This window comes from Variovorax sp. W1I1 (genome assembly GCF_030815625.1).
GTDB classification, from domain to species: Bacteria; Pseudomonadota; Gammaproteobacteria; order Burkholderiales; family Burkholderiaceae_C; genus Variovorax; species Variovorax paradoxus_C.
This window is the reverse complement of record NZ_JAUSWZ010000001.1, coordinates 2,174,281-2,188,888: the sequence shown is the minus strand read 5'-3', so window position 1 is coordinate 2,188,888 and position 14,608 is coordinate 2,174,281. Positions and strand designations below refer to the sequence as shown.

General features: G+C 65.5%; 12 protein-coding genes. All 12 read left to right on the top strand.

Annotated features, from left to right (window positions below; translation table 11 throughout):
• The first annotated feature begins 20 nt into the window (after positions 1-20).
• The 12 genes from QFZ83_RS10370 to QFZ83_RS10315 all read left to right on the top strand — a co-directional run bounded on the left by QFZ83_RS10370 (position 21) and on the right by QFZ83_RS10315 (position 14,599).
• A complete protein-coding gene (locus QFZ83_RS10370) occupies positions 21-1,898 on the top strand; it encodes a dipeptide ABC transporter ATP-binding protein (protein WP_307505764.1) in 1,878 nt (625 codons plus the stop codon).
• 64 nt (positions 1,899-1,962) lie between these two features.
• Complete coding sequence (gene gsiB, locus QFZ83_RS10365) at positions 1,963-3,516, top strand: glutathione ABC transporter substrate-binding protein GsiB (protein WP_307505762.1); 1,554 nt, start codon at positions 1,963-1,965, stop codon at positions 3,514-3,516.
• An 80-nt stretch (positions 3,517-3,596) separates the two neighbouring features.
• Positions 3,597-4,517 (top strand): glutathione ABC transporter permease GsiC, encoded by a 921-nt coding sequence (gene gsiC, locus QFZ83_RS10360; protein WP_307505760.1) that lies wholly within the window; start codon positions 3,597-3,599, stop codon positions 4,515-4,517.
• A 10-nt stretch (positions 4,518-4,527) separates the two neighbouring features.
• On the top strand, positions 4,528-5,454 hold the full coding sequence (gene gsiD, locus QFZ83_RS10355) for a glutathione ABC transporter permease GsiD (protein WP_013541051.1): 927 nt from the start codon (positions 4,528-4,530) through the stop codon (positions 5,452-5,454).
• Between the two features lie 13 nt (positions 5,455-5,467).
• On the top strand, positions 5,468-6,547 hold the full coding sequence (locus QFZ83_RS10350) for a P1 family peptidase (RefSeq protein WP_307505757.1): 1,080 nt from the start codon (positions 5,468-5,470) through the stop codon (positions 6,545-6,547).
• On the top strand, positions 6,544-7,365 hold the full coding sequence (locus tag QFZ83_RS10345) for a M55 family metallopeptidase (protein ID WP_307505754.1): 822 nt from the start codon (positions 6,544-6,546) through the stop codon (positions 7,363-7,365). Before QFZ83_RS10350 ends, QFZ83_RS10345 begins: the two co-directional genes overlap by 4 nt.
• Positions 7,366-7,766: 401 nt before the next feature.
• Positions 7,767-8,732 (top strand): transposase, encoded by a 966-nt coding sequence (locus QFZ83_RS10340; protein WP_307503972.1) that lies wholly within the window; start codon positions 7,767-7,769, stop codon positions 8,730-8,732.
• A 701-nt stretch (positions 8,733-9,433) separates the two neighbouring features.
• Positions 9,434-11,212, top strand: a complete 1,779-nt coding sequence (locus QFZ83_RS10335) for a nitrite/sulfite reductase (RefSeq protein ID WP_307505751.1) — start codon at positions 9,434-9,436, stop codon at positions 11,210-11,212.
• Positions 11,209-11,604 (top strand): DUF934 domain-containing protein, encoded by a 396-nt coding sequence (locus tag QFZ83_RS10330; RefSeq protein ID WP_307505749.1) that lies wholly within the window; start codon positions 11,209-11,211, stop codon positions 11,602-11,604. Before QFZ83_RS10335 ends, QFZ83_RS10330 begins: the two co-directional genes overlap by 4 nt.
• Before the next feature lie 26 nt (positions 11,605-11,630).
• The gene (locus tag QFZ83_RS10325; RefSeq protein WP_307505746.1) at positions 11,631-12,263 is read left to right on the top strand and encodes a phosphoadenosine phosphosulfate reductase family protein; all 633 of its coding nucleotides are present in this window, start codon (positions 11,631-11,633) and stop codon (positions 12,261-12,263) included.
• Between the two features lie 42 nt (positions 12,264-12,305).
• The gene (gene cysD / locus QFZ83_RS10320; protein ID WP_013541044.1) at positions 12,306-13,256 is read left to right on the top strand and encodes a sulfate adenylyltransferase subunit CysD; all 951 of its coding nucleotides are present in this window, start codon (positions 12,306-12,308) and stop codon (positions 13,254-13,256) included.
• The gene (locus QFZ83_RS10315; protein ID WP_307505741.1) at positions 13,256-14,599 is read left to right on the top strand and encodes a sulfate adenylyltransferase subunit 1; all 1,344 of its coding nucleotides are present in this window, start codon (positions 13,256-13,258) and stop codon (positions 14,597-14,599) included. The genes cysD and QFZ83_RS10315 overlap by 1 nt, the downstream gene beginning before the upstream one ends.
• The last annotated feature ends 9 nt before the right edge of the window (positions 14,600-14,608 follow it).

Here is a 14,608-nt window from a genome sequence, read left to right as displayed (position 1 = left end):
CCTCTTTCTCTCGCATACCCATGTCCTCCCCTGCCCTCAACCTGCCGGACGGCCGCGTTCTCGCCGTCGACGACCTCACCGTGCGCTTCTCGACCTCCGAGCGCACCGTCGATGCCGTCAAGCACCTGTCCTTCCACGTCGACCATGGCGAAACGCTCGCGGTGGTGGGCGAATCGGGCTCGGGCAAATCGGTCACTTCGCTCGCGCTGATGCGGCTTGTGGAACACGGCGGCGGGCGCATCCTCGGCGGCAGCATGGCGTTTCGCCGCCGCAACGGCGAAGTGCTCGACCTCGCGCAGGCACGCGACAGCACGATGCGCGGCATCCGCGGTGCGGACATCGCGATGATTTTTCAGGAGCCGATGACCTCGCTGAACCCAGTGTTCACCGCGGGTGACCAGATCGCCGAGGCCATCCGCATCCACCAGGGCAAGAGCAACGCGGCCGCGCGCGCCGAGGCGCTGCGCATGCTCGAACTCGTGCGCATTCCCGAAGCGCGCAACGTGCTCGACCGCTTTCCGCACCAGCTCTCGGGCGGCATGCGGCAGCGCGTGATGATCGCGATGGCGCTCTCCTGCAAGCCGCAGTTGCTGATCGCCGATGAGCCCACCACCGCGCTCGACGTGACGATCCAGGCGCAGATCCTCCAGCTCATCCGCGAGCTGCAGAAGGAGATGCGCATGGGCGTGCTCTTCATCACGCACGACATGGGCGTGGTGGCCGAAATTGCCGACCGCGTGCTCGTGATGTACCGCGGCGACAAGGTCGAAGCGGGCGCCTCCGAAACCGTGTTCGCCGCACCGCAGCACCCCTACACGAAGGCGCTGCTGTCGGCTGTGCCCAAGCTCGGCGCGATGCAGGGCACGGACCTGCCGGCCAAGTTCGAACTGCTGCGCACCGAGGGCACGCCCGAGGCGGCGCCCTCCACCCCCACCACGCCGCAGACCACCGTACGCGACGACGCCGGCCCGATCCTGCGCGTGCGCGACCTCGTGACGCGCTTCGACGTGCGCAGCGGCATCTTCGGCCGCGTGAAGCGCCGCGTGCATGCGGTGGAAAAGATCAGTTTCGACCTGTACCCCGGCGAGACGCTGGCGCTGGTCGGCGAGTCGGGCTGCGGCAAATCGACCACCGGCCGCTCGCTGCTGCGCCTGGTCGAAAGCCAGAGCGGCGCGATCGAGTTCGGCGGCCAGAACATCCGCGACTTGCCCACGCGCGAGCTGCAGGCGCTGCGCCGAAACATCCAGTTCATCTTCCAGGACCCGTTCGCCTCGCTCGATCCGCGCGTGACGGTGGGCTTCTCGATCATGGAGCCACTGCTCATCCACAACATCGCCAAGGGTGCCGAGGCGCAGCAGCGCGTCGACTGGCTCCTGCAGAAGGTCGGCTTGCCGCCTGAAGTGGCGCAGCGTTATCCGCACGAGTTCTCGGGCGGGCAGCGGCAGCGCATCGCGATTGCGCGCGCGCTCGCGCTCAACCCGAAGGTGGTGGTGGCAGACGAATCGGTGTCGGCGCTCGACGTGTCCATTCAGGCGCAGATCGTCAACCTCATGCTCGACCTGCAGCGCGAACTGGGCGTCGCGTTCCTTTTCATCTCGCATGACATGGCGGTGGTCGAGCGCATCAGCCACCGCGTGGCCGTGATGTACCTCGGCCAGATCGTGGAGATCGGCCCGCGCCGCGCAGTGTTCGAAGCGCCGCAGCACGCCTACACCCGCAAGCTGATGGCGGCGGTGCCGGTGGCCGACCCATCGCGCCGCCACAAGCCGCGCGCGCTGCTCGAAGGCGAGATCCCGAGCCCCATTCGCGCGGTGGGCGACGAGCCCGACGTGCCGCCGCTGGTGCAGGTTGCGCCAGGGCATTTCGTGGCACGGCACGCCATCGGCGGCGCGTTCTGATTTCCGATTTTTCATCCCGCAGGCCCTCCTGCTTTTTTTCTCACGAACCGACTGGAGTTCTTCCATGAAGCAATCTTCTTCTTCCCTGCGATGGGCATCCGCACTGCTGGGCCTGGCGGCACTGGCTGCATCGGGCACGGCCCTGGCCTCCAAAGACGTGGTGCTGTCGATCGGCTACCAGCCCGAAACGCTGGACCCGTACAACACCAACACCACCATCACCACCGCGGTGACCAAGTCCTTCTATGAAGGCCTGTTCCAGTTCGACAAGGACCTGAAGGTGCAGAACGTGCTCGCCGAGAGTTACGACGTGTCCAAGGACGGTCTGGTCTACACCATCAAGCTGCGCAGCGGCGTCAAGTTCCACGACGGCACCGACTTCAATGCCGAAGCCGTGAAGTTCACGCTCGACCGCGTGCTGAACCAGGACAACAAGCTCCTGCGCTACAACCAGTTCAACCGCGTGGGCAAGGTCGAGGCGCTGAACCCGACCACCGTGCGCATCACGCTCAAGGAGCCCTTCGGCCCCTTCATCAACTCGCTGGCCCACGCCTCGGCCGCGATGATTTCGCCGACGGCGCTCAAGAAGTGGGGCAACAAGGACATCGCTTTCCACCCCGTGGGCACTGGTCCCTTCGAGTTCGTGGAGTGGAAGCAGACCGATGCGGTCAAAGCCAAGAAGTTCGACGGCTACTGGAAGAAGGGCTTCCCGAAGATCGACAACCTGCAGTGGAAGCCGGTGCTCGAGAACAACACGCGCGCCGCGATGCTGCAGACCGGCGAAGCCGACTTCGCGTTCCCCATTCCCTACGAGCAGGCCGAGCTGCTGAAGAAGAGCGACAAGCTCGAAGTGGTGGCCTCGCCCTCGATCATCACGCGCTTCCTGGCCTTCAACATGCTGGTGAAGCCGTACGACAACCCGAAGGTGCGCGAAGCCATCGGCTACGCGATCAACAAGGAAGCGCTGTCCAAGGTGGCATTCGGCGGCTATGCCTTCCCCGCGCAAGGCGTGATGCCCCAGGGCGTGAAGTTCGCCGAGAAGATGGCGCCGATTCCGTACGATGTGAAGAAGGCCAAGGAACTGCTGGCCGAAGCCGGCTACCCCAATGGTTTCGAGTCGGTGCTGTGGAGCGCCTACAACAACACGACCAGCCAGAAGACGATCCAGTTCGTGCAGCAGCAGCTCGCGCAGGTGGGCATCAAGCTGCAGGTGCAGGCGCTCGAAGTGGGCCAGCGCACCGAGCTGGTGGATGCATGGCCCGATCCGAAGACGTCCAAGGTGCGCATGTACTACACGGGCTGGTCGTCGTCCACGGGTGAAGCCGATTGGGGCCTGCGTCCGCTGTTCGCTTCCGAGTCGTGGGCACCGAAGCTGAACAACATGTCGTTCTACAAGAGCGACGTGGTGGACGGCGCGATTGCCAAGGCGCTGGTGACGGTGGACGACAAGGAAAAGGCCGCGCTCTACAAGACCGCGCAGGACGAAATCCGCAAGGACCTGCCGCGCGTGCCGCTGGTGACGGAGCAGAACCTTTCTGCGCACGCCAAGCGCCTGTCGGGTGTCTACGTCATGCCTGACGCGAACATCAACATCGACGCCATCTCGGTGTCGAACTGATCGCCGGTTCCTTGTTTTCTGACTGACTGTCCGGCGGGCGGCGGCACTGTGCCGCCGTCCGCACGCGACATCCGCACCCCATGCTGAATTACTTTCTCAAACGCTTGCTGGGCCTGATCCCGACACTGCTCATCGTGGCCGTGCTGGTGTTCCTGTTCGTCCACATGCTGCCCGGTGACCCGGCGCGCCTTGCGGCCGGCCAGGAGGCCGACGAGCAGACCGTGGCCATGGTCCGCGCCGAACTCGGGCTGGACAAGCCGCTGCCCCAGCAGTTCGTGAGCTTCTTCACCCACATGCTGCAAGGCGACTTCGGCACCTCGATCCGCACGCGGCGGCCGGTGTCGGTGGAGATCGCGGAGCGCTTCTTCCCGACGGTGATGCTGACCATCACCAGCATGGTGTGGGCCGTGATCTTCGGCATGGGCATCGGCATCGTCTCTGCCGTGTACCGCAATAAATGGCCGGACCGGCTGGGCATGACGCTCGCCGTGTCGGGCATTTCATTTCCCGCATTTGCATTGGGCATGTTGCTGATGCAGATCTTCTCGGTGCAGCTCGGCTGGCTGCCCACCGTGGGCGCCGCGACCTGGAAGCACTACATCCTGCCCTCGATCACGCTCGGAGCCGCCGTGGCGGCCGTGATGGCCCGCTTCACGCGCGCCTCGTTCGTCGAGGTGATCCAGGAAGATTTCGTGCGCACCGCGCGCGCCAAAGGCGTGCACGAATCCCGGGTGATCTTCAAGCACACGCTGCGCAATGCACTGATCCCGGTGGTGACCATGATGGGCCTGCAGTTCGGCTTCCTGCTGGGCGGCTCCATCCTTGTGGAGGCGGTCTTCAACTGGCCGGGCCTCGGGCGCCTTTTGGTCGATGCCGTGCAGATGCGCGACTACCCCGTCATCCAGACGCTGGTGCTGCTGTTCTCGCTCGAGTTCATTCTGATCAACCTGGTGGTCGATGTGCTGTATGGCTACATCAACCCGACCATTCGCTACAAGTGAGCAAGCAGCCATGACGCAAGCTTCCGGCGTGCCTGCCGAAACCATTCTTCCGACCTCCCCGGTCGCCACGCTTCAGAACGCCGGCAAGGTCCGCACGCCATGGGGCGAATGCTGGCGCCGCTTCAAGAAGCAGCCGGTGGGCATCGTGGCCGCGATCTTCGTGTTGCTGCTGGTGTTCGTCGCGGTGTTCGCGCCGTGGATCGTGCCCTTCGACCCGGAGAACTTCTTCGACTACGACATGCTGAACAGCGGCCCCTCGGCCACGCACTGGTTCGGCGTCGATCCGCTGGGCCGCGACATCTTCAGCCGCATCCTCGCGGGTGCGCGCATCTCGCTGATGGCGGGCTTTCTGTCGGTGCTGGTGGGCGGCTTCATCGGCACGGCGTTCGGACTGCTGGCGGGCTACTACGAAGGCTGGTGGGACCGCATCGTGATGCGCATCTCGGACGTGCTGTTCGCCTTTCCCGGCATCCTGCTGGCGCTGGGCGTGGTCGCCATTTTGGGCAGCAGCATGACCAACGTGGTGGTGGCGGTGTCGGTGTTCAGCGTGCCGGCCTTCGCGCGCCTCGTGCGCGGCAACACGCTGGTGCTGAAGCAACAGACCTACATCGAGGCCGAGCGCAGCATCGGCGCATCGGACTGGACCATCATCGTGCGGCACATCCTGCCGGGCACGATCTCGTCCATCGTCGTGTACTTCTCGATGCGCGTGGGCACCTCGATCATCACGGCCGCCAGCCTCTCGTTCCTCGGCATGGGCGCGCAGCCGCCGACGCCCGAGTGGGGCGCGATGCTCAACGAGGCGCGCGCCGACATGGTGACCTCGCCGCACGTGGCGCTGTTCCCGAGCCTGGCCATCTTCTTCACCGTGCTCGCGTTCAACCTGCTGGGCGATGCATTGCGCGATGCGCTCGATCCGAAGATCGACCGCGAGTAATCTGCTTTTCTTCATGGCATCGACGACCAACCTGCCTTACATCGGCACCCTGCTCCAGGGCCCGCGCAACGCCATCACCGACGTCGAAGGCGTCACCGTCGGCCACCAGACGCTGGACGACGGCGCCGTGCAGACGGGCGTGACGGTGATCCGCCCGCATGCGGGCGATCCGTTCCGCGACAAGGTGCCGGCCGCGGCCGTGGTGCTCAACGGTTTTGGCAAGAGCGTCGGGCTGGTGCAACTCGCGGAACTCGGCGTGCTGGAAACGCCCATCGCGCTGACCAACACCTTCTCGGTCGGCACGGTGGCAACGGCACAGATCCGGCATTGCATCGCGGCCAACCCCGAGAGCGGCCGGTCGCTGCCGACGGTGAACCCACTGGTCTTCGAGTGCAACGACGGTTTTCTGAACGACATCCAGCAGCTCGCGATCACCGAGGCCGACTACCTGCAGGCGCTCGACGCCGCAGGCCCCGACTTCGCGCAAGGCTCCGTCGGCGCGGGGCGCGGCATGTCGAGTTTCCAGCTCAAGGGCGGCATCGGCAGCGCCTCGCGCCGCGTGTCGTCGCCCTGCGGCGAAGTGCATACGGTGGGTGCGCTGGTGCTCGCGAACTATGGGCGGCAGCCGCAACTGGTACTGGCCGGCCACGCGGTCGGCGAGCGGCTGGCAACGCAGCAGGCCACGGCCGAATGCAAGGAGCCCGAGAAGGGCTCGATCATCATCGTGGTCGCGACCGATGCACCGCTCGATGCGCGCCAACTGCGCCGCCTCGCACTGCGCGCGGGTGCGGGCCTCGCGCGCACCGGCTCGGTCTTCGGCCATGGCAGCGGCGACATCGTGCTGGCCTTCTCGACCGCCTACACCGTGCCCGATCGCGTCGACCGCCCGATGCCGACCATCGCGATGGTGCACGACGGGTTGCTCGATGGCCTCTTCCAGGCCGCCGCCGACAGCACCGAGCAGGCCATTCTTCACGCGCTCTGGCGCGCAACGGCCGTGACGGGCCGCGATGGCAATCACCGGGCGGCGCTGTCCGAGGTGTTGCCGCCCTCTTCCCTTTTCTCTTCCGCAGAAGTGCACGCCCTCCCATGAAAGTCCTGATCTCCACCGACATCGAAGGCGTTGCGGGCGTCTATCACCACGAGCAGGCGCGGGCCGGCAACCCGGAGTACGAACGTGCCCGCGTGCTGATGGCGCACGAGGCCAACGCGGCGATTGCCGGCGCCTTCGATGCGGGCGCCAGCGAGGTGCTGGTGAATGACTCGCACGGCGGCTTTCGCAACATGCCGCCCGATGTGCTCGATGCGCGCGCCCGCGTCGTGCAGGGCAAGCCGCGGTACCTGAGCATGGTGGCGGGCGTGGAGGAAGACGGCGTGGAGGCGGTCTGCATGGTGGGTTACCACTCGCGGGCGCAGGGGCGCGGCATCCTGGCGCACACGATCAACGGCTTTGCCTTTGCGGGCATCCGGTTCGGGGATCAGGAACTGGGTGAGGCCGGGATCTATGGCGCGCTGGCCGGCGAGTACGGCGTGCCCGTGGTGATGGGCAGTGGGGATGACGTGTTCATCTCCGAGAACCGGGCGCTCTTTCCTCATGCGACGTTTGTGGAGACGAAGAAGGCGACTGGCTTCAACAGCGGCGTGTCGCTGTCGCCGGAGCAATCGCGCAAGGCGATTCGCGCCGGGGTGGTTGAGGCACTGGCTGCACGGGGCCGTGCGAAGCCGCTGGTCTTCGAGGGGCCGCAGGTGGTCACGCTGCGGACTCAGTCGCCGATGATGGCTGATCTGTTTTGCCAGTGGCCGAGCTTTGAGCGGGTCGATGGTGTGACTCTGCGCTTCAGCGCTGGGACGGTGGAGGCGGCTGTGCGGATGTTGAACTGCTGTTCGGCGATGTCTTCGATGTTGCGGTGAAGTTGCTTTTTCTCTGCTGAGGGCGGAGGCCGGGTCTCGCCCCGGCAGGCGACTTACTTTCTTTTGCTTCGCCAAAAGAACGTAAGCAAAGAAAAGGCGACCCTGCTGTCTGCGTCCCTGCGCTTCGCTACGGGCAACCTGCGGTGCTCACGTTTCGCGGGGTCTCGCCCAAACTCGCTTCGCTTGTATGGTTGAGGCGCTGGGGTGGAGGGACTCGCTTCGCACTCGGCCGCGGCAGCGGACCGACAGTTTTGAGATTTCTCCCGCCCCACCTTCCAACGTCGATTAGGAACTGAGCGGAGTTCCGTTTTCGGACGGGACGACCGCCGATCTGGACGCAAGCAAACGTGGAGGGTGGGCTGCACCCCAGCTTGGCAAATTGTCCAACTGGAGGTGCTGCCATGCAAGAGCCAACCCTGTACATCGGCGTGGATGTTTCCAAGGCCGAGCTGGTCATTTCGCTGGGGCCTGAGCATCGACCTCGCAGCGTGCCCAACGATGCAAGCTGCATTGCCAACTGGCTGCGGGAGGTGCCGCCCGGGGCCCTCATCGCGATGGAGTCGACGGGGCGGTATCACGGCCTGCTGGCGCACTTGGCCAACCAGGCCGGGTTGAAGGTGTACGTGCTCAATGCACGCGACGTGTACTTCTACGCCCGGGCCTTGGGCACCAGGGCCAAGACCGACGGCGTGGATGCCGGGGTCATCGCGCGTTATCTGGCCGAGCATCACGAGCGCCTGCACCCCTGGCAGGCTGCCAGCTCGGTGCAGCAGCGGCTGCAGGATCTGCTCACACGCCGAGCGCGACTGGCAGCCCAACGCTCGGCCTTGCGGCAGATCGTGAGCGGCGTGGATGCATGCGACATCGATGCCGGCGGCGTGTACCAGGCCTTTGATGACTTGCTTGGCGCGATGGACGGGAAGGTGCAGGAGCTGATTGCCAGCGATGCACGGCTGCGCAGCGGCTGCCAGAGGTTGCGCACGATCACTGGCATTGGCCCACAGACCTCGGCGTTGCTGGCGACGCTGTTCAGTCGCTTGGAGTTCACCAATGCAGATGCGTTGGTGGCGTACTGCGGACTGGACCCTCGGCCCAATGATTCGGGCGCCAAGCATGGCAGGCGTCGATTGAGCAAGAAGGGGCCGTCGCTGCTGCGCCGGCAGATCTATCTGGTGGGCTTCTCGGCGAGTCGTAGCAAGGCACTCAGGCCGTTGTACGAGGCGATACGGGCCAAGGGCTTCGCCACTACGCAGGCGTTCATCATTCTGGGGCGCAAGTTGTTGCGAGTGGCCTTTGCTGTTTGGAAGGGCGCTGAGTTGTTCGATCCGCAGCGGTTGTTGCCAAAGAACGGCTTGCAAAAAACATAGAACCTCAAACAAGGGCGAGCCCTCATCCGCGAAACGCTCCGCTCCTCGGCGCATACAGAAGGGCTTTCGGCCGCGCCATCGCTGCGCTCGGCGTTCAAGGCACTTCGGGCCGACGCTTCGCTTGGCCTTGCCCCGGGCACAGCGCTCACAGCACTCAATTCAAGGCAGACACGCTCTGCGTGTCTGCCCCTCGAGCCGAGCGAAGCAATGGCCCGTTCGGTGTCCAAGCCCCTCTGGCTGCGCCGAGGAGCGCAGCGTTTCGCGGATCAGGGCTCGCAGCTGTTTGAGCCGAAGGCGAGTTCTGCGAGACCCCGCGAAACGTGAGCACCGCAGGTTGCCCGTAGCGCAGCGAAGGGTCGCAGACAGCGGGGTCGCCTTTCTTTTGCCTACCTTTCTTTGGCGAAGCAAAGAAAAGTAGGTCGCCCGCCGGGGCGAGACCCGGCCTCGGGAAAGAAAGCCAGATCAATGCGTAAGAAGCTCAGCGGTTCCTAAAATCCACGGGCCCGGAAAGCCAATTCCACCCCACCGCCCTTATCCAGAATAAGCATCCAACCGCCCGCAAACCCGCATGGCCATTGGTGAATTAGCTTATCCGCATAAAGCGCGAACCAAAAAATAGTTTGTTTCCATAAGGCCCGCTTTCAGAATCTCGGCTTCTTGCTGGGGCGCTGGACGCACCGCACTTCAAGACAGCACTCACGATGTACCAATACACAGAATTCGATCGCCAGTTCGTTCACCAACGGGCCGCCCAGTTCAGAGACCAGCTCGAGCGCTGGCAAAAGGGCCGCCTGCACGAGGACGAGTTCCGCCCGCTGCGGCTGCAAAACGGCTGGTACGTCCAGCGCTATGCGCCGATGCTGCGCGTGGCCGTGCCCTATGGCGAGCTTTCGAGCCGTCAGTTGCGCGTGCTGGCAAAGATTGCCCGCGAATACGACGAGCCCGAAGCCGAGGTCTACAAGAAGGCCATCGAAACGCAGGGCCTGCTCGGCAGCCACAAGCTCCCGACCCACTACGCCCACTTCTCGACGCGCCAGAACGTCCAGTACAACTGGATTCCGCTCGCCAAATCGGCCGACGTGATGGACCTGCTGGCCTCGGTCGACATGCACGGCATCCAGACCAGCGGCAACTGCATCCGCAACATCACGAGCGACGAGCGTGCCGGCATTGCGGTCGACGAAATCGCCGATCCGCGCCCGTTCGCGGAAATCATGCGCCAGTGGAGCACGCTGCACCCTGAGTTCGCCTTCCTGCCGCGCAAGTTCAAGATCGCCATCACCGGCGCCACCGAAGACCGCGCCGCCACCGGCTGGCATGACGTGGGCCTGCACGTGGTGAAGAACGAAGCGGGAGAAATCGGCTTTCGCGTGCAAGTGGGCGGCGGCATGGGCCGCACGCCGATCATCGGCACCGTGCTGCGCGAGTTCCTGCCGTGGCAGCAGATCATGAATTACCTCGAAGCGGTGATCCGTGTCTACAACCGCTATGGCCGCCGCGACAACATCTACAAGGCGCGCATCAAGATCCTGGTGAAGGCCGAAGGCCAGCGCTACATCGACGACGTCGAGGCCGAGTACAAGCAGATCCTCGAACACGACGGCGCACCGCACACCATCACGCAGGAAGAGTACGACCGCGTGGCCGCCTCCTTCGTGCCGCCGACGCTGGCCACCCGCGTGCTGCAGAGCGCCGAAAAAACCGACGCCGAGCTGCGTGCCCACGCGGCCGACGACGTGCAGTTCGCCCGCTGGCTCGCCCGCAACGTGGCGCCGCACAAGAACCCCGCGCTGCGCGCCGTCACGCTGTCATTCAAGCGCCTGAAGCAGGCGCCCGGCGATGCATCGGCCGACCAGCTCGACACGCTCGCGCAACTGGCCGATCGCTTCTCCGCTGGCGAAGCCCGCGTGACGCACGACCAGAACGTGGTGCTGCCCTGGGTGCACGCCGAAGACCTGCACGCGCTGTGGCTCGCCGCCCGCGCCGCCGGTTTCGCGAGCGCCAACGTGCACCTGCTGACCGACATGATCGCCTGCCCCGGCGGCGACTTCTGCGCGCTGGCCAATGCGCGTTCCATCCCCATCGCCGAAGCCATCACCGAGCGTTATCAAGACCTCGACGAGCTCGACGACCTGGGAGAGATCGACCTGCACATCAGCGGCTGCATCAACTCCTGCGGCCACCACCACAGCGGCCACATCGGCATCCTGGGCGTCGACAAGGACGGCAAGGAGTGGTACCAGGTCACCCTCGGCGGCTCCGACGGTTCCGCGCTCAGCGGTGCGTCGCAGGCCGGCAAGGCGGTCGGCCCCTCGTTCTCGGCGGCCGAAGTGCCGGGCGTGATCGAGGCCGTGCTCACGACCTATCGCGACACCCGTTCGTCGGGCGAGACCTTCATCGACACGCTGCGCCGCGTGGGCCACGACCCGTTCAAGGCCGCAGCCAACGGTGCGCGGTTCAAGGTGGAGGAAGCAGCATGAACAAGACGCTGAACATTCTTTCCGCTGAAGAACACATCGACGACGGCGACCCGAAGGTTCTGCAGCTCGCCAACGATGCCGACCCGCTCGCCATCGAGGTGTGCCTGGCCGACATCGAACGCATCGACCTGAACTTTCCGAAGTTCACCGACGGCCGCGCCTACAGCCAGGCTTTCCTGCTGCGCCGCCGGCTCGGCTTCACGGGCGACATCCGTGCGACGGGCGACGTGCTCATCGACCAACTGGTGCAGATGGAGCGCACGGGCTTTTCGAGCGCGGTGCTGAAGGAAGGCGTGGACGCCTCCGACGCGCAGCGCCAGTTCGACCGCTTCTCCGCCTTCTACCAAGGCGATGCCGTGAAGACCGCACCGCACTTCGTGACCGGCAACTGAGCCGCAAGAAGAAGAGAACATTCGACATGAGCACCGCCACCGACATCGACTTCGCGCGCATCAACACCGACCTCGGCCGCAATGCCGAAGGCCTGGTGGACTGGGCAATCGGCCTGGGCCAGCCTTCGATCATCACCACCAACTTCCGCCCGTTCGAGGCGGTGATCCTGCACATGGTCACGCGTGCGAAGCGCGATGTTCCCGTGATCTGGATGGACAACGGCTACAACACCGAGGCCACCTACCGCTTTGCCGACGAAGTGACCAAGCAGCTGGGCCTCGAGCTGCACATCTACCTGCCGCGCCGCTCGCGTGCGCACCGCGAAGCAGTGGAAGGCCCGACGCCGGCGCTCGACGATCCGCGCCATGCTGCCTTCACCGAAGAAGTGAAGCTGGAGCCCTTTGCCCGCGCGCTGCGCGAGACGGCACCCAAGGTCTGGTTCACCGCGCTGCGGGCGACCGACACGGCCGTGCGCGCGCAGATGGACCCGGTCAGCGTGAATCCGGACGGCCTCATCAAGGTCGCGCCGCTGCTGCACTGGTCGTCCAAGGAGCTGTACGAGTACTGCACGGCACACGGCCTGCCCAACAACTTCGACTACGTGGACCCGACCAAGGGCGAAGACAACCGCGAGTGCGGATTGCATATCGCGCATTGAGCGCCAACGCTTCACCGACCCTCTGAATCCAGCCCTCACCCGATGAACGCCCGAACCGAAACCGAACTGCTGCTGTCGCCGGCGGACCTGTCCCACTTGTCCAATACGCACCTCGATGCGCTGGAGGAAGAAACCATCTTCATCCTGCGCGAAGTGGCGGCGGCCTTCGAGCGCCCCACCCTGCTGTTCTCGGGCGGCAAGGATTCGCTGGTGCTGCTGAAGTGCGCGGAAAAGGCGTTCGGCGCGGGCCGCATTCCCTACCCGCTGCTGATGATCGACACGGGCCACAACTTCCCCGAAGTGACGGCCTACCGCGACCAGCGCGCGAAGGAGCTGGGCGCCGAACTCATCGTGCGCAGCGTCGAGGACTCGATGGCGCGCGGCACCGTGCGCCTCGCCCATCCGGGCGAATCGCGCAACGCGCACCAGTCGGTAACGCTGCTCGAAGCGATTGAAGAATTCCGCTTCGATGCGCTGATCGGCGGCGCCCGCCGCGACGAGGAAAAGGCGCGCGCCAAGGAGCGCATCTTTTCGCACCGCGATTCCTTCGGCCAATGGCAGCCCAAGGACCAGCGCCCTGAGCTGTGGACGCTGTTCAACACGCGCCTCGCCCCGGGTGAGCACTTCCGCGTGTTCCCGATCTCGAACTGGACCGAACTCGACGTGTGGCAATACATCGAGCGCGAGCACGTCGGCCTGCCGTCGATCTACTACACGCACAAGCGCGAAGTGGTCGAACGCCGTGGCCTGCTGGTGCCGGTCACCGAACTGACCCCGCCGCGCGACGGCGAAACGGTGCAGGTGCGCGACGTGCGCTTTCGCACCGTGGGCGACATCACGACGACCTGCCCGGTCGAGAGCCTCGCGGCCGATGCGGGCGATGTGGTGATCGAAACGCTCACGGTCGATGTCAGCGAACGCGGTGCCACCCGGATGGACGACATGACCTCCGAAGCATCCATGGAAAAACGCAAGAAAGACGGTTACTTCTGATGAGCGCGACGACGACAGCCACCCCCAACGAACTCGCTGTTGTGCACGGCGACACCGGCACCGCCCTGCGCTTCATCACCTGCGGCTCGGTCGACGACGGCAAGAGCACGCTCATCGGCCGCCTGCTGGTGGACAGCAAGACCGTGCTGCAGGACCAGCTCGCCGGCGTGCAGCGCGGCGGCGAAACCGACCTCGCCTTGTTGACCGACGGCCTCTCGGCCGAGCGCGAACAGGGCATCACGATCGACGTGGCGTACCGCTACTTCTCGACCGCCAAGCGCAAGTTCATCATCGGCGACGCGCCGGGCCATGAGCAGTACACCCGCAACATGGTCACCGCCGCCTCGGCCGCCGATGCCGCCGTGGTGCTGGTCGATGCGACCAAGCTGGCCTGGGCCGCCGAAGTGGAAGACGGCACCGTGGTCAAGCGCGAGCTGCTGCCGCAGACGCGCCGCCACACGCTGCTGTGCCATCTGCTGCGCGTGCAGTCGATCGTGTTCGCAGTCAACAAGCTCGACGCCATCGACGACGCGGGCCTGGCTTTCGAGCGCATCTCGACCGCGTTGAACGCCTTTGCCGAAGCGGCCGGCGTGCAAGTGGCCGGCATCGTGCCGATCTCCGCGCTCAAGGGCTGGAACGTGGCTACGCGCCATGCCGACTGGGTCGGCTACGAAGGCCCGAGCCTGCTCGCGCTGCTCGAAGACCTGCCGGTCACGGCGCAGGACGAGGCCGTGCCCTTCGCCTTTCCGGTGCAGTGGGTGGAGAAGTTTTCTTCCTCCGCCGACACCTCGCAGGGCCGCCGCGTGTTCTGGGGCCGCGTCGCCTCGGGTCATGTGGAGCCCGGCCAGCGCGTGACCGTGTTGCCGAGCAACCAGACCGCCACCGTCGCGCAGGTGCTGAGCCACACGCGCCAGCCGAAGTCGGTGCATGCGGGCCACAGCGCGGGCATCGTGCTCGACCGCGAGGTCGATGTGTCGCGCGGCGACTGGCTGCTGGCGCCCGGCGCCTTCGAGCCGGTGCGCGAGATCACCGCCACCGTCGCCTGGCTCGACGACGAGCCGCTGGTCGCGGGCCGCGTGTACTGGGCGCTGCAGGGCCATCGCTGGGTCAAGGCGAAGGTCGCGCGCATCGTCGATCGGGTGAACATCACGACGCTCGAATCGGAGCCCGCGACGCAGCTGGAGGCCAATTCGATCGGCGATGTGGTGCTCGCACTGCAGCAGCCGCTGGCCGTGTTGCCCTTCACGCAATCGCGTGCGCTGGGCTCGCTGGTGCTGGTCGATACCGCCTCCCACAAGACCGCTGCTGCCGTTCTCGTGCAGCCCGCCGCCGCAAAGGCCTAAAATCTGGGG